This window comes from Neobacillus sp. NPDC093182 (genome assembly GCF_044754045.1).
On sequence record NZ_JBIVOI010000003.1, the window covers coordinates 1 to 22,748 of the forward strand.

Annotated in this window: 23 protein-coding genes and 1 pseudogene; 11 read left to right on the top strand and 13 right to left on the bottom strand. The window is 41.0% G+C overall.

Going from position 1 to position 22,748, the window contains the following annotated elements; all coding sequences use genetic code 11:
- Positions 1-116: 116 nt before the first annotated feature.
- Complete coding sequence (locus tag ACIQAA_RS07460; protein ID WP_402617123.1) at positions 117-1,301, bottom strand: toxic anion resistance protein; 1,185 nt, start codon at positions 1,299-1,301, stop codon at positions 117-119.
- Entirely contained in the window at positions 1,298-1,954 is a 657-nt protein-coding gene (locus tag ACIQAA_RS07465; protein ID WP_402617126.1) for a 5-bromo-4-chloroindolyl phosphate hydrolysis family protein, read from the bottom strand. The genes ACIQAA_RS07460 and ACIQAA_RS07465 overlap by 4 nt, the downstream gene beginning before the upstream one ends.
- A 348-nt stretch (positions 1,955-2,302) precedes the next feature.
- Between ACIQAA_RS07465 and ACIQAA_RS07470 the strand changes: the two genes are divergently transcribed.
- The 5 genes from ACIQAA_RS07470 (at position 2,303) to ACIQAA_RS07490 (ending at position 8,159) form a co-directional block, all read left to right on the top strand.
- Complete coding sequence (locus ACIQAA_RS07470) at positions 2,303-2,824, top strand: hypothetical protein (RefSeq protein ID WP_402617128.1); 522 nt, start codon at positions 2,303-2,305, stop codon at positions 2,822-2,824.
- Positions 2,825-3,035: 211 nt separating this feature from the next.
- Complete coding sequence (gene zupT, locus ACIQAA_RS07475) at positions 3,036-3,848, top strand: zinc transporter ZupT (RefSeq protein WP_402617131.1); 813 nt, start codon at positions 3,036-3,038, stop codon at positions 3,846-3,848.
- A 233-nt stretch (positions 3,849-4,081) separates the two neighbouring features.
- A complete protein-coding gene (locus tag ACIQAA_RS07480; protein ID WP_402617134.1) occupies positions 4,082-5,455 on the top strand; it encodes a S1C family serine protease in 1,374 nt (457 codons plus the stop codon).
- A 537-nt stretch (positions 5,456-5,992) separates the two neighbouring features.
- Positions 5,993-6,559 (top strand): glycerol-3-phosphate acyltransferase, encoded by a 567-nt coding sequence (locus ACIQAA_RS07485; RefSeq protein WP_402617136.1) that lies wholly within the window; start codon positions 5,993-5,995, stop codon positions 6,557-6,559.
- Positions 6,552-8,159: an aminotransferase class V-fold PLP-dependent enzyme gene (locus ACIQAA_RS07490; protein WP_402617139.1), complete on the top strand. Its 1,608-nt coding sequence runs from the start codon at positions 6,552-6,554 to the stop codon at positions 8,157-8,159. Before ACIQAA_RS07485 ends, ACIQAA_RS07490 begins: the two co-directional genes overlap by 8 nt.
- Before the next feature lie 7 nt (positions 8,160-8,166).
- On the opposite strand, the gene ACIQAA_RS07495 is transcribed toward ACIQAA_RS07490, so the two are convergent.
- From ACIQAA_RS07495 to ACIQAA_RS07505, 3 genes are read right to left on the bottom strand one after another with little or no spacing between them, the layout of a single operon-like run.
- A complete protein-coding gene (locus ACIQAA_RS07495) occupies positions 8,167-8,316 on the bottom strand; it encodes a hypothetical protein (protein WP_402617142.1) in 150 nt (49 codons plus the stop codon).
- A gap of 7 nt (positions 8,317-8,323) precedes the next feature.
- Positions 8,324-9,808, bottom strand: coding sequence for a YifB family Mg chelatase-like AAA ATPase (locus ACIQAA_RS07500; protein ID WP_402617144.1), 1,485 nt, complete (start codon positions 9,806-9,808; stop codon positions 8,324-8,326).
- On the bottom strand, positions 9,793-10,404 hold the full coding sequence (locus ACIQAA_RS07505) for a transposase (protein WP_402617147.1): 612 nt from the start codon (positions 10,402-10,404) through the stop codon (positions 9,793-9,795). The genes ACIQAA_RS07500 and ACIQAA_RS07505 overlap by 16 nt, the downstream gene beginning before the upstream one ends.
- Before the next feature lie 350 nt (positions 10,405-10,754).
- Here ACIQAA_RS07505 and ACIQAA_RS07510 point away from each other — a divergent pair, with 350 nt between their 5' ends.
- The 3 genes from ACIQAA_RS07510 (at position 10,755) to ACIQAA_RS07520 (ending at position 12,527) form a co-directional block, all read left to right on the top strand.
- Complete coding sequence (locus ACIQAA_RS07510) at positions 10,755-11,204, top strand: DUF6376 family protein (protein WP_402617150.1); 450 nt, start codon at positions 10,755-10,757, stop codon at positions 11,202-11,204.
- 30 nt (positions 11,205-11,234) lie between these two features.
- Positions 11,235-11,552, top strand: coding sequence for a DUF3221 domain-containing protein (locus ACIQAA_RS07515; protein WP_402617153.1), 318 nt, complete (start codon positions 11,235-11,237; stop codon positions 11,550-11,552).
- Positions 11,553-11,789: 237 nt separating this feature from the next.
- A complete protein-coding gene (locus ACIQAA_RS07520) occupies positions 11,790-12,527 on the top strand; it encodes a C39 family peptidase (RefSeq protein ID WP_402617155.1) in 738 nt (245 codons plus the stop codon).
- A gap of 37 nt (positions 12,528-12,564) precedes the next feature.
- Here ACIQAA_RS07520 and ACIQAA_RS07525 read toward each other — a convergent pair.
- A pseudogene (locus tag ACIQAA_RS07525) lies at positions 12,565-12,893 on the bottom strand (energy-coupling factor transporter transmembrane component T); the annotation flags it as partial.
- A gap of 32 nt (positions 12,894-12,925) precedes the next feature.
- On the opposite strand from ACIQAA_RS07525, the gene ACIQAA_RS07530 reads away from it, so the two are divergent.
- Both ACIQAA_RS07530 and ACIQAA_RS07535 read left to right on the top strand, forming a co-directional pair.
- A complete protein-coding gene (locus ACIQAA_RS07530) occupies positions 12,926-13,684 on the top strand; it encodes a HupE/UreJ family protein (protein WP_402617158.1) in 759 nt (252 codons plus the stop codon).
- A gap of 171 nt (positions 13,685-13,855) precedes the next feature.
- Positions 13,856-15,895: a molybdopterin-containing oxidoreductase family protein gene (locus ACIQAA_RS07535; protein WP_402617161.1), complete on the top strand. Its 2,040-nt coding sequence runs from the start codon at positions 13,856-13,858 to the stop codon at positions 15,893-15,895.
- 101 nt (positions 15,896-15,996) lie between these two features.
- Here ACIQAA_RS07535 and ACIQAA_RS07540 read toward each other — a convergent pair whose 3' ends face one another.
- The 5 genes from ACIQAA_RS07540 to ACIQAA_RS07560 all read right to left on the bottom strand — a co-directional run bounded on the left by ACIQAA_RS07540 (position 15,997) and on the right by ACIQAA_RS07560 (position 20,169).
- Positions 15,997-17,202 (bottom strand): hypothetical protein, encoded by a 1,206-nt coding sequence (locus tag ACIQAA_RS07540; RefSeq protein ID WP_402617164.1) that lies wholly within the window; start codon positions 17,200-17,202, stop codon positions 15,997-15,999.
- On the bottom strand, positions 17,202-17,672 hold the full coding sequence (locus ACIQAA_RS07545; RefSeq protein ID WP_402617166.1) for an RNA polymerase sigma factor: 471 nt from the start codon (positions 17,670-17,672) through the stop codon (positions 17,202-17,204). Before ACIQAA_RS07545 ends, ACIQAA_RS07540 begins: the two co-directional genes overlap by 1 nt.
- A 226-nt stretch (positions 17,673-17,898) precedes the next feature.
- Positions 17,899-18,873, bottom strand: coding sequence for a ring-cleaving dioxygenase (locus tag ACIQAA_RS07550; protein WP_402617169.1), 975 nt, complete (start codon positions 18,871-18,873; stop codon positions 17,899-17,901).
- Between the two features lie 137 nt (positions 18,874-19,010).
- On the bottom strand, positions 19,011-19,481 hold the full coding sequence (locus tag ACIQAA_RS07555) for a hypothetical protein (protein ID WP_402617172.1): 471 nt from the start codon (positions 19,479-19,481) through the stop codon (positions 19,011-19,013).
- Positions 19,482-19,647: 166 nt separating this feature from the next.
- Positions 19,648-20,169 carry a DUF6241 domain-containing protein gene (locus ACIQAA_RS07560; RefSeq protein WP_402617174.1) on the bottom strand — a complete coding sequence of 174 codons (522 nt, stop codon included), beginning with the start codon at positions 20,167-20,169 and terminating at the stop codon, positions 19,648-19,650.
- A gap of 370 nt (positions 20,170-20,539) precedes the next feature.
- Here ACIQAA_RS07560 and ACIQAA_RS07565 point away from each other — a divergent pair, with 370 nt between their 5' ends.
- Entirely contained in the window at positions 20,540-21,040 is a 501-nt protein-coding gene (locus ACIQAA_RS07565; protein WP_402617177.1) for a sigma-70 family RNA polymerase sigma factor, read from the top strand.
- 37 nt (positions 21,041-21,077) lie between these two features.
- On the opposite strand, the gene ACIQAA_RS07570 is transcribed toward ACIQAA_RS07565, so the two are convergent.
- Together ACIQAA_RS07570 and manA are read right to left on the bottom strand one after the other, a co-directional pair.
- A complete protein-coding gene (locus ACIQAA_RS07570) occupies positions 21,078-21,512 on the bottom strand; it encodes a DUF5658 family protein (RefSeq protein WP_402617179.1) in 435 nt (144 codons plus the stop codon).
- 279 nt (positions 21,513-21,791) lie between these two features.
- A complete protein-coding gene (gene manA / locus ACIQAA_RS07575) occupies positions 21,792-22,739 on the bottom strand; it encodes a mannose-6-phosphate isomerase, class I (RefSeq protein ID WP_402617182.1) in 948 nt (315 codons plus the stop codon).
- Positions 22,740-22,748 lie beyond the last annotated feature (9 nt).

The window sequence follows — 22,748 nt, forward strand, 5'->3', positions numbered from 1 at the left end:
GGGACTAAAAAAGATGACCCCGGTACAATACCGAGGTCATCTGTTAGTAGCATAGGCTCTTTTATTTAACTGTCCATATTATGGGTCATAGTTCATTATTGGACTTGACGCTTTTCTTATTTACCTTTGATTTCTAAGAGTTTTAGCCTTAAATCATTTTCCATATTCGCAAGTTCCTGTTCAGCCAAACGACGTTTGTGGCGCCCTTCTTCTTGAATGCGCATCGTCTCTTCAAGCGTGGTAATTAAGTTTTCCTGAGTCTTCTTAAGAGTCTCGATATCAACGAGTCCACGCTCATTTTCCTTAGCCGTCTCGATCGTATTGGTTTTTAGCATTTCTGCATTTTTTAATAACAGCTCATTTGTGGTTTGTGATACCTTTTTCTGCGCTTCTACAGCATGACGCTGACGAATGAGGGTGAGTGCAATCGCTACTTGATTTTTCCAAAGCGGAATCGCCGTCATGATGGATGATTGTATTTTTTCGACAAGCGCTTGGTTTGTATTTTGGATCAGTCGGATTTGCGGAGCGCTCTGAATCGTAATCTCACGGCTTAATTTCAAGTCATATAAACGTTTGTCCAATCGGTCTGCAAATTGAATCATATCGTTCACTTCTTGAACCTTCATTTGATCATTCGTTTCCGCTGCAACTCTCTTCATTTCTGGGATTGTTTTTTGATGTAGCTCTTCTAGCTTAATCTCTCCTGCAGCAATATAAACATTTAACGCATGGAAATATTCTTTATTTGTTTCATAAAGCTGTTCCAATAGTTTTATATCCGATAACAGCACGTTCTTGCTGCGGTCAAGTTTGACACTAATTCGGTCAATTTGTGCACCTGTCTTTTGATATTTGGATAGTACTTCTTGAAGCGAGTTCGATATTTTTCCAAACATACGTCCGAAAAAGGATGGCTTCCCATCCTTCAGTTCATCCGGATTAACCTCATCAAGTCGCTTCATTAAATCACTAATGATTTCTCCGACCTCTCCGATGTCCTTTTTCTGGACATGCTCAAGCATGGTATGGGAAAAGCTTAGGAGCTTCCCTTGCGCTTGGGTACCGTACGTAATCATCGCCTGGTGATTTCTCGGGTCAATTTGTTCAGCAAGCTGATAGGCTTTCGCCCGGTTCTCTTCAGGAATGACATCGATCAGCTTTGTAGGCTTGGCTTCCTGAAGCTGTGGTGCCGGCTCCGCTTGAGGTGTTAGCTCTTGATTTTCACCAAACGGATTGGCTAGGATATCATCTAATAAATTTCCAGTTTTCTTCAACTGTGGTGAGTTATTTTCGCTCATTTTAGCCTCCTGCTTTCGTCTATGGTTTTAGTATCATTTAGTTTTTTGATGGAATGTTTAGCAACATCAATTTCAAAATTCAAGGAATCTAAATCGTCTGAAACAACATGATAGAGATCCTCTTCCAAGGCCTTCGTTAAGTCTGTTAGTGTTTGTCGAGTCTCGTATAAAGAAACATCAATCTCATGACTTTTCTTAGGCTGCTGTGATAAAAAGCGATATTTCTCTGTTAACTCAACAACAGAATCTAAGTGAGAAAAATAAAATTTCTCAGCTTTATAAAAGCGCCTCGGTTCCGTTTGGGTCATGCTTTGAATTTTCCTAGTAATCCGAAGTACATCAAGTCTTTGCTTTATCGTAGGAAGATCCCGAATGGAAAATAATGATTTGTTTAGTTTGTTAATTTTTTGTTTCGCTTCATCTAGATTCTTCTTTATATAACGATATTCTTTTCTTGTCAGCTGATGTTTTTTCAAAAAGCGGGATGTCATGACCGCGGATGTAATCTTGTAAACGATGACCCCGCCTGCTAAAGAAATGGCGGACGATAGTAAAAACGTTAGGTCGAAAGCAAAGTAGCTTAAAAACCATACCGTGACAGCAGATGGAACAGTTACAACACTCTGAACTAGAAATGATAAAAATCGGTTCATCATAATCGACTCCTGACTAAAAATCCTTTATATTCATACGAATCAAACAACAAAAATGTTTCACAAATACAAAATACAAAAAAAGGAAAGATCCTTTCATTACTTCAACAATACACCATAAAACTCCTGCTTTCCATAGACCACAAACGTAAACAAGACTAAGACCTAAGACGTATTTTTGTGTGACAGGCACCACCCGTGGACAGTGTCCACCTCGAGAGGACAGTTATCCTTCCCATTCCTGTTGTATAGTGTTTTCTAGGCTTTAGTCCAAGAGGATTACCCAGATAGACATAGGATATGAAGGTATCACTTTAAAATATTTCAAATATATAGATGAGGAGCGCGATGAGAAGAATGTATCAACCATTTGGAATGCCCGTTGATTATCGATTTGGACATCAAGGAGGACAACATGGCGGCGGCCATCATGGCGGCGGTCATCACGGCGGTGGTCACCATGGCGGTGGTCATCATGGCGGTGGTCATCATGGCGGTGGTCATCATGGCGGTGGTCACCACGGCGGCGGTCACCACGGCGGCGGTCACCACGGCGGCGGTCACCACGGCGGCGGTCACCACGGCGGCGGTCACCACGGCGGCGGTCACCACGGCGGCGGATTTAATTTAGGGAATGTTGGAGCTGGACTGCTTGGACTTGGATTAGGATATTTAGGATCGAGTCTTGGTGGTGGATATGGCCCTGATTACGGCTACGGTGGTTATGGTCCAGGATATGGAGCTGGATATGAATATCCTGGTGGTTACTCTGGATATGGACCAGGTTATGGCATGTACGGATCTGGTTATGGCCCGGGAATGGGTGGTTACGGCGCTGGTTATGGCGGCGGATTCAGTCCAGGGTATTAATCTTTTATAATAATTAAAGCGTGAAGTTCTTGAGGAAAATTCAAGGACCTCACGCTTTTTTCTATTTTTTGAATTATTTTTACTGTTTTTTTTGTTTCAGACGGTGTAAAATGTTTCTCAAAGGAAACATTTCTGTATTCGCGCATATATAATATTATTCAAAACATTCAAACATAAAATAAAACATTAATAACTAAAGGGAGAAGAGACTATGACGGAGAATCTGCTATTAGCGTTTGGGCTGACATTATTTGCAGGCCTTGCAACAGGCATAGGAAGTGTGCTCGCATTTTTTACATCACATACCAATACAAAATTTCTATCTGTTACCCTCGGATTTTCGGCCGGCGTGATGATTTATGTTTCGATGGTAGAGATTTTTGTAAAAGCTAAAGTAGCACTTGTAGATTCCTTAGGTGTTGTCCCAGGGAACTGGTTAACGGTTGGAGGTTTTTTCGGAGGCATGCTACTCATAGCCGCAATCGACAAATTTATTCCAAAGCAATCAAACCCGCACGAAGTGAAAACAGTCGAGGATATGAATCAACCTAGTGTAATTGATGGTAAGAAGCCTGACCTTTTAAAAATGGGAACATTTACGGCACTTGCAATCGGTATTCACAATTTTCCAGAAGGAATCGCTACCTTCACTTCTGCTTTACAGGACCCTGCACTCGGTATCGCAATCGCTGTCGCGATAGCGATTCATAACATTCCAGAAGGAATTGCAGTTTCAGTACCCGTTTACTTTGCGACCGGTGATAAGAAAAAGGCGTTTAAACTATCATTCTTGTCTGGATTATCAGAACCAATTGGTGCACTAGTTGCCTACTTATTCTTAATGCCTTTTTTAAATGATATTATGTTCGGAATTATCTTTGCAGCGGTTGCAGGGATCATGGTGTTTATCTCCCTTGATGAATTATTACCTGCCGCAAAACGATATGACGAAACCCACCTATCAATCTACGGTCTTATCGCCGGTATGGCCGTCATGGCACTCAGCCTTTTACTTTTCATCTAATCACACATTTAAATGCAAGAATCGGGAGCCAGCAGAGATGCTGGCTTTTTGCTTTTTGGAATCCTCTAACTGTCCGCCTGAGGGGTGGATGTGTCCACCCTGGGTGGAAAGTGTCCACGAGTGGTGACAGGCACCATACATAATTTATTTTTAGGTACAAAGTTTCAACATTTGAGTAAGGGCATATATTAGATGGAAATTTCCAAAATTCATGGAAGCGGGTGAATTTATTGATGAAAAGGGCCCTATTTACGATACCGCTTTGTTTGATACTTATTGGGGTGATTGTTACTTCTTTTGTTCTAATGGGTATTAAACCGAGCTCTTCGAATATTTCACAAGCTCAAAAGCTTGCGGAATACACGAAGCCAGCGGTTGTTCGGATTCTTGGCTACTCTGTTGTTGGATGGCAGTTTAACAATCCAAATGACCCTGAAGTGGACGCAATTCTAAGTCAGTTAAACTACCAATCTGTTGTGGGTGGCTCTGGATCTGGGGCGATTATTAGTTCAGATGGTTACATTGTAACCAATGCCCATGTTGTAGAAGCGGCCCAGATGGAAGACGAGGATATTGCCAATGCTGCATTTGATCAGCTTGTTACAATTATCGCAGATTATTTTCAGGTAGATTATGATACAGCGTACGAATATATGCTGACTTATACTCAATACACCGGGATTCAAAAAGTAATCAAAGTTATCTTACCAGGCGGAGATATACTTGACGGGGAAGTGAAAAGTTATGGTGCACCTGTCAATGAAGGAAAAGATGTAGCGGTACTTAAGATTGAAGGGAAAAACCTTCCTACATTAAAGCTTGGAAATTCTGACAACATCCAAAACCAGGATAATATTTGGGTAAGCGGCTACCCAGCAGCTGCTGATTCTGATTTGTTATCACCTGATTCCTCTCTTGTATCTTCTATGAACGCCGGTCAAATTTCTGCTACGGATAAGAAAACGGAGCAAGGAAGCCCAGTTATACAAATTAATGCCGCAGCCACACATGGTAATAGCGGCGGACCTGTAATTAATGAAAAAGGAGAAATCATTGGATTACTGACCTTTAGAGGCGATACCGTAAATGGCCAGGAAGTTCAAGGTTTTAACTTCTCAGTTCCTGTGAATACCGTTAAGGAATTCACAAACCAAGCGGGAGCAAAGAATACTTCTAGCAGCACAGATAAACTTTACAAGGAAGGGCTTAAGCTTTATTGGGGCGGTTATTACAATAATGCTCTTGAAAAATTTGAAGCAGTTCAGAGGCTGTACCCAAATCATTCCGAAATCAAAAAGTTTATTACGAATTCCGAGCAAAGAGCTGGAGACAGTAAAACATTGTGGTCCGACTATAAAACCATATTCTACATTGTGGATGGAGTTGCAGCATTACTAATCATACTCCTTTTAATATTCACCTTTGTCAGAAAACGGAATCGGCCAGCACCTGTACCTGCAACCGTACCACAGGTGCCGCCAGTACCGCCAACTTTACCAGAAAACACAATCCCAGACTTAAACGGCGATGGAAAAATTGACGTCCAGGACATCATACTCGCACTCCAAGAACAGCAAAAGAAACAACAGAAAAAAGACGACGAATAAGTAGCGGCTACAGATTATGCAAAAATAGATGTATAAATGAAGGAAAATGAATAAATAGTGACAGGCACCCCCTCAAATTAGAACGTATAAAAAGCTATAGGAGATAATATCTATTTATAAATGTGATTTTTTGAGGGGGAATGTCTTCTGAGAGGAATATTACGGCTGGTTGGTTTCCTCATTTTCATTTTTGGGGTTTATCTGATTTTTGCTGAACAAGTATTTTTTGGGGTACTTTCTATTATATTAGCCTTTTTGATTTTCCCTAATCGAAGTAATAGCAGACGCCGCCACTATAGCTACGACAACGATTATAGCAACGATCATTCCTACAGCTCAGACAGTGATTCTGGTGGCGGAGACTCCGGCGGCGGCGGCGGAGATTAATAAAGAAACATCCTCATTCACGAGGATGTTTCTTTATTAACGTAATTAGATTTCACAAAGTATATGTGAATAATGAAGGAATCATATTATAATGGTAATAAATTCATTTTTCTGATTAAGTGCCAAGAACCCACAAAGGTTGTGTTACAAATGCTATGGTTGTATTTTATTATTTCCTATTTAATTGGAAGTATTATGTTTGGCTTTCTTATCACGAAGATACTCTATCGTAAAGATATTCGGATTCAAGGAAGCGGTAATGTCGGTGCAAGAAATGCAGGCCGCCTTCATGGCAAAACAGCCTTTGTACTCATTTTTCTCGGGGATGCACTAAAAGGTGTCCTAGTTATCTTAGTAGCACGCTACCTGCAATTCTCGGAATCTATTCAACTACTAGGGTTAGCATTAGCCATTTTCGGTCACATCAAACCCATCACTCTGAAATTTAAGGGCGGAAAAGGGATTTCAACCTTCATAGGCGGGATCATCACCTTTGAACCAATCCTTGTTCCTGTAATGATCCTAGGATTCGGGTTTCTCTACCCTTTTATAAAAAGCTTTACATTAGCAGGATTAGGGGCATTTCTTTTTATCCCAGTGGTACTCTTTTTAAAAAATAATGATTGGCTAAGTTGCATTATAGCATTAGGTATCATCGCAATGCTTTACGCAGCACATGCAGAAAATCTCAAGGAAAGGCTGAAACCTAATGAGTAAGCACGAGTTCTTTTTCAAAATTGCCACCACAGCTGATGAATTCGAACAAATTCATCGCTTAAACTATCAAACCTTTTCAGAGGAAATCCCGCAGCACGAAAAGAATGAGGAACAAAAATTAGTGGATCCTTTCCATGCTGAAAATACATATATCATTTGTGTAAAAGAAAATGAAGTGATTGGGATGACAGCAATTCGTGATAAAAGGCCATTTTCGCTTGATCGAAAAATCGGACCCGTTGAACTATCACTCTCTTTTCCAGTCAACTCACCATGTGAAGTTAGACTATTATCAGTCAAAAAAGAATATCGAAATGGCCGTGTCTTTTTAGGTCTCGCACAGTTTCTCATAAAATACTGCTTAAAAAAAGGTTACGATATTGCTTTCATTTCTGGAACCGTCCGCCAATTAAAGCTCTATGGTCAGTTAGGATTCCAGCCTTTTGCTCAATTAACCGGCACAGACGAAGCACTCTTTCAACCCATGTACTTGACGAAAAAGACCTTTGACGAGTCGATAGCTGGCAGAATCCTTCCACCAACGATTCCCTTTTTACCAGGACCTGTTCAAATATCTGAAAAAGTTATGAATGCCTTAAGCAAGACACCGATTTCTCACCGTTCCGATCAATATAAAGAAAAAATAGCTAAAGCAAAGGATATTCTCGCTAAATTAGTTAACAGCAAATATGTTCATATTTTACTAGGGTCTGGCACTCTTGCCAATGATGTGGTTGCCGGACAGCTTTCTTTAGAAACTGGCCGTGGGCTCATTTTAGCCAATGGAGAATTTGGCAGTCGTCTGGTGGAACAAGCGAATCGATTCGGGCTCCAATTTGATGTACTTGAAAAAGACTGGGGACAGGCATTCACCCGTGATGAAATTATTTCTAATATCTCAGAAACAACCGGTTGGATTTGGGCCGTTCACAGTGAAACTTCCTCTGGTATGCTCAATGATCTTGGTTTGTTGAAGGAAATATCGGAACAGTATCAACTTAAGCTTTGCCTTGACTGCATCAGCTCTTTAGGGGCAATCGAAGTAGATTTAGAAGGTGTGTTTTTAGCAGCGGGTGTAAGTGGAAAAGCCATTCGCGCTCTAACAGGGCTTTCTTTCGTTTTCCACCACCATGAGGTACAGCCGTCATTAACACTTCCGAAATATCTCGACCTAGGAACATACATGGCTAAGGACAGCATTCCTTTTTCCCAGTCTTCAAATCTTTTAGAGGCTCTTCTAACAGCATTAGAGGATATTAATAATGAAACCTTTGAAAAAGTAGTAGAAACACATTCTTTTTTAAAAAATCAGCTTAAACAATTTGGCTTTACTATCATCAGTGAACAGAACAGCTCACCAATCATACTCACAATTGAAATACCGAGTTCCATTTCTTCCGCTGTGATTGGAGATATCCTCTACAATCATGGCTACCAGATGCACTACGAAAGTGACTATCTACAGCGAAGAAATTGGATTCAAATTGCCTGCATCGACCACTACAAAAAAGCCGACCTTGAAAAAATGGCTAATCTCTTAAATAGAGTAATAACTTATGAACTATCTGCAATACAACAAGCATTAGTCAACGGTAAATAGGATAAAATTAAGTCACTGCCAGAAGAGCCTGAGCAGTGACTTTTTTGTTTGCCCACTGTCCGCCTGAGGTGGAAAGTGTCCACGGGTGGTGCCTGTCACCATCAAATGTGTCACCATCAAATGTCACCATCATACTGTCACCGCTACCGTATTTCACTGTTTTATCATCGAAGATTTACTGCCTCCCATATGCTTTGGTTCGTAATGGCGTTAACTCCCTCTAGGTCTGAGATGGTTCGAGCTAGTCGGATGATTTTTATTTGGGTACGGTTGCTCCAGTTTCTCTTAGCCGCAAGCTGATGGATTAATTTCTGCTGTTCTTGAGTTAATGGGCTTGTTTTTTGCAGAACATCATAGCTGACTCTACTATTGCATAGTTCTTCTCCATAACGCTCATATTGACGGTTCCTCGCATCTTCCACCCTCCTTTGAACTACTTTTGAAGATACCTCCCCTTTTGAGGTATCTCTATCAAAGTCAACAGGTTTTATCGTGAGACGAATATCAAATCGATCACGAAGCGGTCCAGAAATCTTATTTCGATAGTTTTGAACCTGCCTCGGCGTACAGGTGCAATAACGTGTATTCGAACCTGCATAGCCACACGGACATGGATTCATGGCAGCGAGTAAGATAAATGTTGCAGGGTAGGTAAGAATTGCGTGTGTACGGCTAATGGTAATTTTGCCACTCTCAAATGGCTGGCGAAGCATATCAAGAGTTTTTTTGGGAAATTCTGCAATTTCATCAAGGAATAATACACCTCGATGAGCTAATGAAATCTCTCCTGGCTTTGGATATGTCCCGCCGCCAATAATGGAGATTCCAGAAGCAGAATGATGAGGATTTCGAAATGGAGGGATATTGGCGTTAGGATAGTTCGTTCCACTTAATTGGTGCAGGGCAATTATTTCGAGTCGTGCTTCCTTTGATAATGGAGGCAGTATGGATGGAAAGCTCTCAGCAAGCATACTTTTTCCACAGCCAGGCGGCCCTGTCATCAGGACGTGATGTTCCCCAGCAGCAGCCACTTCTAATGCCCTTTTCGTGTCCTTATGACCAATGATTTGTTGAAAATCTATATAGGTACTAATATGTAAATCAATTTCTTCTGTTTTCGGGGTAAAAAGAGATCCCCCTCTACCCTCTAAATTATCAATCAAGTCTCTTAAACTAGAAATATTAATAATTTCAAGTCCATCGATATCGAGGACTGGCTGTTTTTCGTCATAAGGCATATAAAGCCTTTTTAAGCCCAGCCTTTTAGCAGATAAAACCGCTGGCAGCATACCTTCTACTGGCACTATTGCTCCATCCAGCGACAGTGCCCCAATAAATCCAGAGTTCTCAGGAATCGAGATGACCAGTTCATCCAGACTCAATAGCACACCAATAGCCATCGGCAGATCAAACATTGGACCACTTTTCTTCTGTTCGGAGGGTGAAAGGTTAATGATGATTTTTTGGCCATTTATGGTATACCCCAATGATCGCAGAGCAGCGCTAATCCGTTCCTTCGACTCCTTGACAGCAGCGTCAGGGAGACCCACAATTCGAATTGAATCATTCCCCACAAACGTTCTTACTTCCACGTTCAGACGATATCCTTCCATACCTTTCAAACCAATACTTGTTACTTTCGCACACATGGATTTTCCTCTTTTCTTGGAATCATTACAATTTTACTATTGTCGAGTAAGTATAAATCCACTTGTGGTGTTTTTATGTATTCTTCATAATGCTTGGAAGCGGGAGCAGAAAAATAGGAAAGCAGATGTTTGGAGTCCACGAGCTGGGTTACTTCACCATTAACATAAGCGTTGTAACTGCTCCAAGGGTAGTCCTCTAACTCATCAACAAGCGAAGCCTTCAATGGATTCAGGTGGATATACTTGGAGACATCAAATTCGTAATCAAGCGAATCTAGTAATTCGGCACCATAGCGTTTTTCAAATACATGACCGGTGAAATCATATTTTTTGTTAAAATACTTGGCGAATTTAGTGTTGAGATGACTCATGATAATAGTTGGTGAAGTGTCTGAAGTTTGAATTTGGAGATGAGTGTGATTGGTCATTAAACAGTAAGTGTGGAGCGTAAAAGGGAATCGAACCTTGGTTTCTCTTAAAAAGCTTAGATACTTCATGCGATCCTCATCATCATAAAAAAGAGTGGATTTGCGATTACCTCGACTAGTAATGTGATATTTAGCACCTGGAAACCAAGCACGGCGTTTTCGACCCATAGCGGTCACTCCTATTCAATTGGAATTTTTCAAATTAATAGATTGGATGAGAGGTTAAAGCTGAGGAAAAAGGACAGCAGAGATTCAAATAATAACATTCGACACCATTCCCCAAATTCCTTCCTCAAATCCAAACAAAAAAATAATACCAACTGTCCACCTCAGGTGGAAAGTGTCCACGAGTGGTGACAGGCACCAAGTACCCTGGCATGATTGCGGCATTTATGATATCCTTAAAGGACTCTAAATGCTCCCTAACAGACATATACCATTCTTTTTATAGTCCCTTCAACTTTCCCTGCACCCAAGACCTTAATACAATTTGCCAAAACAAAAACGGAGGTTTTAATTTGAAAAAATTATTAATTGTTTTATCTACCTGCATGTTGTTGCTGCTAGGCGGTTGTTCGTTTCTCAATGACGCACAGGACACGATAACTTATGTTAATGAAGCGACAGATTATTTAGCGGCTGCTACTGATTTTGCCAGTGACGCCCCAGCTCTTGCGCAGCAAGCGATTAGTGACCTCCAAGCAGCTGAGGATCTGCAAACCATGCTTCAACAAATGCAGGAAACCGCAGAGGCCTTTAATGAACTTCAAGCACCTGATATTGCAGCTGAGCTTCACCAGCAAATTATCGAACAAAACAGCGTGATTGTTAGTGAAATTGACACCTTCATGAATAATTTCCAAGATGGCCTGCTTGATCCGGCTATTCTTGAAAACACTGAGCTGTTTCAGACCGTTCAAGATATCACCAGCATTATTGACCAGATTCAACAGCTTGGTGGTCAATAGGTCTTCTCAAAACCTAGGAGGTAGAGCAATATGAAAAAATTGCTAATCTTTACCTTCATTCTATATTTCAGCGTCCTAACAGGCTGCAATGTTACTGGTGATACAGAAATTAATGGAACTGTTACTGTAAATGGTGAACCTGATATTAAAGGAACGGTTAACGAAATTCAAAGCAGCAGTATTTTAGTAGAGGATGGGAAAATAGGTTTAATCTGGCTCTCATTACCTGATGGAACCGATAGCCAAGAATTTGAAAAAGGTCAAACGGTAGCGGTTTGGACAGATGGAAAAATTCGAGAATCCTATCCAGCACAAGGAACTGCATTAAAAATTGAAGTCATCAAATAGAAAAACAGGCTGACGCATTCAGCCTGTTTTTTCTATTGATAGCGTAACGCCTCGTGCGGGCTCACGCTTTGTTGACAGGGAAAATTCCGATAAGTGTTGGTCTTATTTTTTAAGAGATTATTCTATTACGTTCATAGCTTCTTCCCATTCCATTCATAATTTGTTCATATTTATCACTTACCCTAGATTTTATAAGTGCTTCTACCCCCTTATCAACGAAATAAAGGAGGTATTTTGATGATAAAAATAATGAGCCTTAGCTTTGTGGGTATTATGTTGATAACAGGTGTTGTCTATTTTTCAAATGATAGAGTAACGATATCTCCGGAAAAAGGGGCTAATACAGCAGTAGTAGAAGAAAGGATTCTATCAGAACAAACCCAAGAGGATAATAAAATCGTAGAGGAAGTACTGCTGGACGTACCCTTGCTTAATCAAATGGACGCTCCTCAATTGTACAATGGCTGTGAAGTTACCAGTCTCGCGATGATCTTAAATTATAAAGGAATACCCGTGACAAAAAATCAACTAGCTCACGAGATTGTAAGAGTTCCATTGAATTATAATAGTGGAGAACGTGGAAATCCAAATACTGGTTTTGTTGGCAATATGGAAGTGGGACCAGGTTTAGGGGTATACCATCAACCAATTTTTGAATTAGCTCAAAAATACTTGAATGCTGCCGACCTAACGAACTCATCTTTCGATCAACTATTAAAAGAAGTAGCGAACGGAAACCCTGTTTGGGTTATCACAACCTCCTCCTTCGCACCTGTTTCTGAATTTGAAACATGGCAGACTCCAGAAGGAACCATGGACATCACGTATAAAATGCACAGCGTCGTGATTACCGGCTATGATTCTACGAATATTTACATTAACAATCCATATGGAACGAAAAATCAGAAAGTAGAACGGGAAACCTTTATCGAAGCATGGGAACAAATGGGGCAACAAGCGGTTGTTCTATATTAATAAAAATGGGTGCCTATTGTGGCACCCTATTTTTGTATTAAAGCTCTCCATTGTAAAATTGTAAGTACCGAGTTTCCAAGAGATAAAGGCGCTGAGCATGACGGCACCCATCATGAGAACGAAAAAAAGCCAATCAATACGCGACACCGTAATCTCACGGTAAAATATTCGATTTTTTTCTCCGGTGAAGCCTTTTGATTCCATCGCGAGTGCGGTTCGCTCTGCTTTACGAATCGCTCCGGCAAGGAGTGGAATGACGAATCGTTTCAACTGCTGTACTTTTTCCGGTATGGTTCGTGCCCGTGCTACACCCCTTACCCGGTGCGCATTTTGCAGGGTTTGAAACTCCGCCTTGATTAACGGCAGGAGACACCCTTAGCCTTAATGATGGTCTTTATGTGAATGATCCAGCTACCAATTATGTGAACTTAATTTCCTTTGAGTTTGCTGGTACGACTGGCCAGGCTATTTTGCAAGGAAAAGAGCGAACTTGGACGATTCTTTTGGCGGAAGCCCAGGAGGAGCAGCCACAAGATGGACAAACTGCTCAACCTAAGGAAAATCAAGAACAGCAAGATCAATCTGAAGCCAATCCGCAAGTAGAGAAATCTAATTCATCCTGGTTCTCCTTTTTCAAACTAGGAATGCTCCATATTTTGACGGGCTATGATCATCTATTATTTTTACTAGCCTTACTGCTTAGAAAACAGACGTTCAAGCAATACGCGGCTATCATTACGTCCTTTACGATTGCCCATAGCATTACAATCAGTCTTGCTGTTTTAGGTGTTATCACATTGCCTTCACGCTTCGTTGAGTCAGTTATTGCCTTTAGTATTGTGTATGTGGCGCTCGAAAATATTTTTAGAAAAGAAATCCGACACCGCTGGGGTCTTACCTTCTTATTTGGTTTAATCCATGGTCTTGGATTCGCAAATATCTTAAAGGAAATGAATATCCCAAGAGGCGATTTAGCAGTAGCGATTGTGAATTTTAACATCGGTATTGAAGTGGTTCAGTTAGCACTCGTGTTATTGGTACTTCCATTACTAACCTACATGTTCAAGCTCCAATCATCTAAGATAATTATTAGAATTGGATCCATCATAGTAGCAGCATTAGGAGCATTCTGGCTCATAGAAAGACTCTTCTTATAATCCAAGGACTAACGGCATTTCCCTTAATCAAGGAAAAGCCGTTAGTCCTTTTTTCTTAATATTTTTATACACTTGCTTCATCAAAGCTGTCATATCATAAAAAAAATTATACAATGATGTATAAATGGTGACAGGCACCAAAGGGTGCCGCCTAGGGGAAGGAGACTCAATATGGAGAAACAAGGGGTTTTTAAATCGGTCTGCCCGTTGGACTGTCCAGACCAATGTGGTTTGCTTTTGCATAAGGTGGATGGAAGAGTTGTGAAGGTGGAAGGTGATCCGGATCATCCGGTGACGAAGGGGAATATTTGTAATAAGGTCCGAAATATGACCGAAAGGATTTATGATGAAAACCGCTTGAAATATCCGATGAAGCGGATTGGGGCTAAAGGTGAAGGTAAATTTGAACGGATCAGTTGGGATGAAGCCATTGCTGCAATAACTTCCGAGTGGAAAATGCTTATCGAAACAGAGGGTCCAGAAAGTATTCTCCCTTATAGTTTTTATGGAAACATGGGACTGCTGAATGCGGAGGGTATGGACCGCCGTTTCTTTCACCGCTTGGGAGCGTCACAACTGGACCGGAGTATCTGCTCTTCTGCAGGCTCTGTTGGCTACCGATATACGATGGGTGGCAGCTATGGAATTGATCCAGAAGATACCATTCATTCCGAGCTCATTATTTTTTGGGGGATTAACGCGGCTAGTACCAATATGCACCAAGTTGCGCTCGCTCAGAAAGCCCGCAAACATAACGGGGCTAAAATTGTGGTTATTGATGTGCATAAAAATCAAACTGGCAGATTAGCAGATTGGTTCATTCCCATTTTACCAGGGACTGATACAGCTCTTGCACTTGGAATCATGCATATTTTATTTGCAGAAAATATGGTAGATTGCTCCTTCTTAGACCAATATACAGTTGGCCATGAGGAACTGCGCGAACACGTTGTGCAATATAATCCAGCTGCGGTTTCCGATATAACAGGGGTTCCTGTTGAAGATATTTATAAGCTTGCTAGAATGTATGGAAAAACCTCGCCTTCTTTTATTCGAATTGGCAACGGACCCCAGCACCATGACAATGGCGGAATGTTTGTCCGCACGGTTTCTTGTCTTCCGGCTCTAACGGGTCAATGGCTCCTTAAAGGCGGCGGTGCGATTAAAGGGAATTCAGGATATCTCTCGCTGAATACAACAAAATTGCAGCTTCCGAGGTTATTGAAGAATAAACAGACGAGGGTAATTAATATGAACTTGCTTGGAGAAGCCCTGCTATCTGTAGACCCTCCTGTAAAATCATTGTACGTATACAGCAGTAACCCTGCGGTAGTAGCTCCAGAGGGCAATAAAGTTAGAAAGGGTCTTGAACGTGAGGATTTATTCGTCGTCGTTCACGATTTATTTTTAACCGAGACCGCCAAATACGCTGACATTGTATTGCCTGCCACATCGTCTTTTGAGAATACAGATATTTACACGTCGTACTGGCACCATTTCATGCAAATTCAGCAGCCAGTACTAGAGGCTTATGAGGAGTCAAAATCAAATGTCGACGTTTTCCGTCTTCTGGCAAAAGGAATGGGATTTGAAGAAGCAGCATTTGAGGATACAGACGCAGAAATGATCAAGCAAGCACTTAATCAACCGGCCAATCCCTATTTGGATGGAATTGATTATGAAACTTTAATAGAAAAGCAGTATGTTAAAGCAAAGGTAAAACCATTGTTCCCAGGCAAGCTGCGAACACCAAGCAGGAAAATTGAGTTGTACTCCAAGCGGATGAAAGCAAATGGCTATCCTCCACTGCCAACCTATGTTCCTTTGATTAATGATGGAGAACATCCATTTCAATTTATTCCAGCACCCAATCATAATTTCTTGAACTCTACCTTTTCAAATAATCAAAAGCACATCAGCCTTGAAAAGGAACCTCGCTTGCATATGAATCGCAAGGATGCTGAGGCTTCCAGGATTGAGGATGGTGACCATGTCCGAGTCTGGAACAAGCGCGGAGAATGTCTGTTAAAAGCGAGTGTAGGTGAAAATGTCCTTCCAGGAGTAGTCGTTACCCAAGGTCTTTGGGCAGATCTAGAAGGCACAAAACAACTCGTCAACACCCTAACACCAGACCGAATCGCCGACATGGGCGGCGGTGCAACCTTCTTCTCTGGGAGAGTCAGCGTAGAAAAAGTATACAGTGATGTATAAATGGTGACAGGCACCGCCCTTTAGGCGGTGCCTGAACCTTATTTTCTCTGGACGGGTTAACATAGAGAAATATACAGTGATGCATAAATGGTGACAGGCACCTAAAGTGAGAGTTCGCCGATGTTTTGTAGTGTGGCTCCTGTTTTTTCTTTACCCTTTTCTACTTCTATTGTTCCTGTATTTAGTCGAATGATATTTTGAAGGACACCTTTTAGTTTCGCCTCACATACCACTACTTCACCTAAGATGTCTAATGTAGATACTTTGGAGCGTAGTACCTCTTCACTTACATCTCTATCAAGGACTAACTGGCCGTTGACAATGAAATTGGCTGGCTGGTCTAAGGCTTGGAATTGGTCGTTGGACCATACTTCTTCCCCTTCAATTAAGATAAAGTTATTTTCGTAGGACAATACTTCTGTTTCTATCAAGCTTAATCGTTCATAAACGAGATCTTCGACTTCCTCGTGGCAAATGATGACAGAAGTAGAATGGATTTTTTCAATTGCTTTCGTTAGCATTTCTCTTGAAACATCGCTCTCAATAATAACAGGTTTATTGGTATACCATTTTTTCTGTTGGAATCTGCGAACCGAACGGGCATTTAGGCGCAGCGGTTTACCCAAAACTTCAAAGCCTGTAGGAATTACTTCCACTTTACAGGTTGTTAAAGAAGCTGCTTTTTTATATAAATACGATTCTTGATTCTCATATAGCGAGATTTTCCCATTCACTTCCAACTTACTAATTTTTTGATTCAATTGGTCAAGATCAAGGTCCTCCGCAAATGCAAGAAGCCCATTCACCACTAAATATAAAGACTCTTCTATCGACTGTAAGAAGGAATTCGTTAGCGTAAATTTACCATTTTCAAACCGAGGTGGTGCGCCATGATAGGTTTCGACTTCTCCGGAGCCTTTGGATAGTATTTTGCCGGCAATTCCAGAGAGATGAGAAGGACTATACACCTTACCGTTTACCACCACATTTAATTTGCCCGCTTGTACTTGGTCTTCCTGAATATTTTTATCAATAATAACAATACCGTTTACAAGGAGAAAAACTGGCTCCACAATCGAAGAAAGATAGTTTTGATCCAGATGAAAAACTCCATTAAAAAGGCGGTAACCGGCTGGAATCTCCAAGCTCGACCCGATGTTGCCAATATTTAATTTTGTTAATAGGTGTGCATTTTCTTTTCCGTAGAGAACTAACCCGACATTTTCAATCCGTTCTACTCCTTTGATACTCTCTTCCGTAGCATTCACCAAATTTAATAATCCCACATTTGCAATTCGTTGACTCATTATTTTTCCTCCTCCACCATTTTTCTTAACTTTTTAATAGCGAGATGTAACTTGTAGCGCACGGTTGACGCAGGAATGCTTAGCTGGTCACCAATCTCCTGACTTGACAGCCCTATCCAATATCTTTTAAAAATTAAATCACTTAAATCCGGTGGCAAATGTCTAAGTAACTCTGTCATTTCTAAGCGGCTGACACCCGCCTGCTGTACAGGAAAATCAAAGTCATCTTCCCACTGTGTCAATCGGTGTTCTTTCCGTCGGTCATCAATCAACCTGTTTTTCATGACCCGAAAAAACCATGCTCGCTGCTTATATTCCGGCAGGCTACGCAGCTCTGGTTCACTTAGCGACTTGATCATTGCGTCCTGAACAAGGTCATTTGCCTCCTGCTCATGCCTTGCAATGGAACGGGCAAAACGGTAAAGATCATCTTTTAACTTTTCATATAAATCACTCACTTCGACTTCCACGTTGACCACTCTCTTTTATTCATTTTTTAGTGAAAATCTTGGTAAACCTTCAAGAATCCGCTTGTTTATGCCGCTTTCATGTAGATAACGATTGAGGAAAGAAAAGTGTTGGAGAATTTTTAAAAAAATTTAAAAAGTGGATTTTTCTATAGATTAATATAGAAGGAAGATTGTGCCAAGAAAAAAGACAGGTTCCATATTTATATATGGTTCCTGTCTTAATGAATCAGTTATCAGCTAAATCTAATGGTCTTAGCTTCGCTTCAATATCTGCCCTGCGGGGTTCCAGAAATGGCGGAAGGGCAAGCTTTTCCCCCAATGTTTCAATAGGTTCATCCACGTCGAACCCTGGGGTGTCGGTTGATAATTCAAAAAGGATATGATTCGGTTCTCTAAAATAAAGGGCTTTAAAGTAATACCGTTCAACTTTACCCGAATTCATTAAACCTGACTCGGTGATTCTCTGTGCCCAATAGTCATATTCTTCCTCATTGGGAATGCGAAAGGCAACATGATGAACACTTCCCCGGCCAGGTCGCACCCTCGGTAAATCTGGTCTAGTTTCAACGTGTACTTCAGCCCCTGACCCGCCTTCACCTGTTGAAAAAACGAGAATATCTGGGAAGTCCCCTTCGAGCGATGGATAAGTGCCAGCCTGTGTAAAGCCCATTACATCGGTTAAAACTTTAACCGTTTTCTCGGGAACACCAACGGTTAAGGTCACAGGACCCAAACCAATAATGGCATGCTCTACTGGGACATCACTTTTGTCCCAAGGAACACCAGCACGAACTCCTTCTTCCCCGTTATCTGCCACTAAAACTGAACGCGTGCCCTCGAAATCCTGAAATGCAAGGGTATCACGATTATTTCGCCTCTCAATCTGCCCGTGTTGAATCCCAAACTGATTAAAACGTTCTATCCAGTAGTGGAGCGCATTCGTGTCCTTCACACGGAGTGAGGTAGATGAAATACTGCCCACACCAGGGTAGGTATGTCCCAATCCTGGAATATCAAAGAACGTAATCTCTGTCCCTGGACTTCCCTTCGCATCACCATAAAATAAATGATAAGATTCAGTATTATCTTGGTTCACTGTTTTCTTGACCAATCTCAAGCCTAAAATCTTTGTATAAAATTGAAAGTTCCTCTCCGCCTTACCCGTTAAGATCGAAACATGATGTAAACCTAACAGCTTCATTTACTGGCCTCCTAAACGAACTTCATAATAGTATAATTATCTCGAATTCGAGATAATTATAACCAAAAAAGCACCCTCCGTCAACATCAGTCAATTAAACAGATAGCACGTTCAACGGAGGGAGCTAGTCACATTGTTTACTGGTTATAATCCCAAACGATTCTCCACTCGTCTTTTTCTTGAACCGCAAATACCTCTTGTGCAAGGTCAAAGTTGCCATATTTTCCTTTGTAGGTTTGGGTGACGAGGATTTTATAGACGTTTTTCATCCCTGGCCCTGTTTTGGACATTTTCCATTGGTCGATTTTTTCCGGTTCACTCATCGCAAAGTCAAACGTTTCGACCCCAAAGTGGTTCATGAACACGTGGGCCCTGTCTTGGATATAAAGCCCTTTGCCGAATCTTTCCTTCATCGTTGAATGAAAAAGCTCCCAGGACGAAGCAAACTCTCCCTCCTGTTCATACAAATAAAACTCCTCCACAACAGCCATAGCCTCTTTATCGGGTGAAAACCAAGAAACCCTAATTAACATAAAAACAGTAACGATACAGACCAGCAGCACCATTCCCATTACAAAACCTTTAATCGACGCGGATTTTCTAGACATGTACCTCTCCTTTAATACAGACTCCTATACTAAAGACTATGTCCAGCCTCGTCCAAATATTAATAAATAAAGTTCGGCCTGCTAAACTGTCCGCCTCAGGTGGAAAGTGTCCACGAGCGGTGCCTGTCACCATAGCACTGTCACTATAGCACTGTCACTATAGCATTTAACGAAATTTATCCTCGATGTATTCTAGTTCTTCCTGGGGAGTGAGGAGACGGGTGGCTTTGCCGATGTTTCCGTTTTGGTAGGACCAAATGCGGTTGTGAGCGCTTACGGCATTAGTGAAGTCTTTTCCGAGCCATGGTTCTAGGATTTCTAGGAGCATATCTTTCGTACTGCCATTTTTGAAGTCCTTATTTTTTATTACATTATATAATGTCTGGACTTTATCAGCGGTGATTTCGGAGGATCCCCATTTTTTGTCTGCCTCCACCTTTTGATGAGTCATATTGTGAACTTCTTGGATTAGTTCCCCATCGCTCATCGTTTCATATTCTTCCGTTACCTTGCTAGATATAGGGGTCTCAAAACTTTTATCGATTTTGGTTTGTGCCTCCTTTGCAGCAACGGGATCATTTTTCTTTACGTTCAAGTTCAACCCGCTATCTTCACTTAAATAAAAATACACTCCCACGATACAAGCTAGAATCCCAACGATAGGACCCCAAACTTTAAATTTCTTCATTGTGCTCTCCCCCTTAACTCTAATCTATCAATCTCGTTTTGGCAAAAGCCCAATTTCTATTAATTATACAAAATTATCCCAGATACTTGTACATTATTATTTAAACAAGGAGTTCACCAAAGAATGTATCCCACTCTAACATAGGGGGCAGCTTTTATTTTAACAAAAAATAAAAAACGCAAATTGACTGATAATTAGCCAAAAATGCAAAATCACCTTACTAATTTCTATTAATCGCACAAAACGTGATTGTTCTGACAATTTCCAAACAGTTAACTTATTAAGGCGATTCGATGCGCTTTACGTTTCCCTATATGGTAGAGGTACCCGGGAATAAAAGGTAAAGCGCGCTTTCTGAAAGGGACAATCCTTGGAAAGCTTTGAACAGTTAGCCATTCAATATGAACCAGTAATTCAGCGGATTATGTACTCACTTCACATTTATAAAAATAGGGAGGAATTTCGCCAGGACGGTCTTATTGCCTTGTGGGAGGCAAGCAAGCGATTCGACCCCTCAAAAGGGAACTTTCCCACCTACGCCTATCACTATATAAAAGGCTTTATGCTCATGGAATTAACGAAGGAAACCATAGAATCGGAGAAAAACGTTTATCCGAAGGATGAATTCTGGGAAAATGTAGTGGCCTCTTATACGGAGGAACCATTAGTGGAGGACATTCTCGTGCAGCATTGTCATACTCTAACGCCCAATCAAAGAAAATGGTTCTTACTGACAATACTGAAAGGCTTGAGTGTCAGTGAAATTGCCGAAAAGGAAAAGGTATCAGTATCTGCAGTGAAAAGTTGGCGGAAAGGAGCTCGCGACAAATTAAAATTATCTATGGGACGTAATCAGATCCCAATAGCCTAAGTAAAAAGGTGCCTGTTATTATAATGGATAGGCACCTTTAAATGAGGATAACGAGCCAGTAGCAATGGAGGAAGAATACCAAGGTATAGAAGCTTGTGGCAAAGACAGTGAGTCCCTTTGTAAGGGAGGATGTTGGTACTTTTTTAAAAAGAATAAACAAGTAAAGACACAGCGAAAATCCCATCTTGGTAATAAGAAATAAAGCCGGGTCTGCTTCATATATTCTCCTCATCAGCGGGTTCGATTCCTGTATCAATGAGTTTTCCAATCCAAAGTATGTAATGAAAGCATCAAATATATTTAAGAGAGATAAATAATGAAAAAGCAAGACCACAGTACCCTCACCTCCGAAGTTGTTCCTAATAACGAATTTCCTTTTTACTAGCAGGATATCCTTCTTAATAGAAAAATAATCGTTAGACAATTTTCCCTGTAATCTCCTTAATATCAACGTAACTCCCGTAAATAGCACTTTCTGGAGTACTGGAAATTGACGTTATGGGTCGAGTTCGAAAAAGAAAACTCGAAAGAAAGCGCCTGACGCCTTATCATGTTAAAATTAAGAAAGACAGAGGGTGAAGGAAACAGGTATCATGATTTTTATTTTTCAAGAAGGTAAAGTCAAAGAGCTTTGGTGTGAAAATAGTGATGCAGCTATTCTTTATGAATGAGGTGCCTTAACAAAGAACGCCCATACAATTTATTAAAAAGAATGGCTCAGAGTCTAAAACTCTGAGCCTTTTTTACGAGATTACGTATGAGAAACAATAAATTCAGCATTTCCATCAAGTTCAAACTCACCGAATCCGACTGGAAGGATAAAATGCGTTCCTTTTTTCAATGGATATCGTTCTCCTGCATGAAGCAGTGTCCCGTCTCCTTTAATGACACTTACGAGCAAGTAGTGTTTATGCGATGAGAATGTTGCTTTTCCATCAACTGCCCACTTATAGACAGAGAAAAATTCGGATTCCACAAAGGTCGTAATGGTAGCATGATCTCGCTCTTCGGCTTTTGGTGTGACTCCTGTTTCATGATGAGGAACGGTGGTGACATCAATCGCTTTTTCTAAATGAAGTTCACGTAAATTCCCTTCCGCATCCCTGCGGTCATAGTCATACACCCTGTAGGTTGTGTCAGAGCTTTGCTGAGTTTCTAATACCAGCGTTCCTTCGCACAAAGCATGAATGGTTCCACTCGGAACATAGAAAAAATCGCCTGGCTTAATTTTCACCCTGCGCAGCAGTTCATTCCATTTGCCTTCATTGATTTGTTGGATTAGTTCCTCTTTCGTTTTAGCGTTATGACCGAAAATCATATCCGCACCTTCTTTACAGTCAAGGATATACCAACATTCGGTTTTGCCTAACTCTCCATTTTCATGAACCTTTGCATATTCATCCTCGGGATGTACTTGAACAGATAAATCTGCATTTGCGTCAAGAATCTTTGTTAACAGCGGGAAAACCTCATCTTCCGGATTACCGAATAATTCAGGCTGCTTTTTCCAAAGCTCGTCCAAAGACATTCCTGCAAATAGGCCATTTTCGATGACCGATGGACCATTTGGATGAGCAGAAATAGCCCAGCATTCCCCTGTTTGGTCAGTTGGAATATCATAGCCAAATTGAGTTGCTAATGCAGTTCCACCCCAAATTCGTTCTTTAAAAACTGGTTTTAAAAATAATGGCTGTTGCAATTTTTTAAC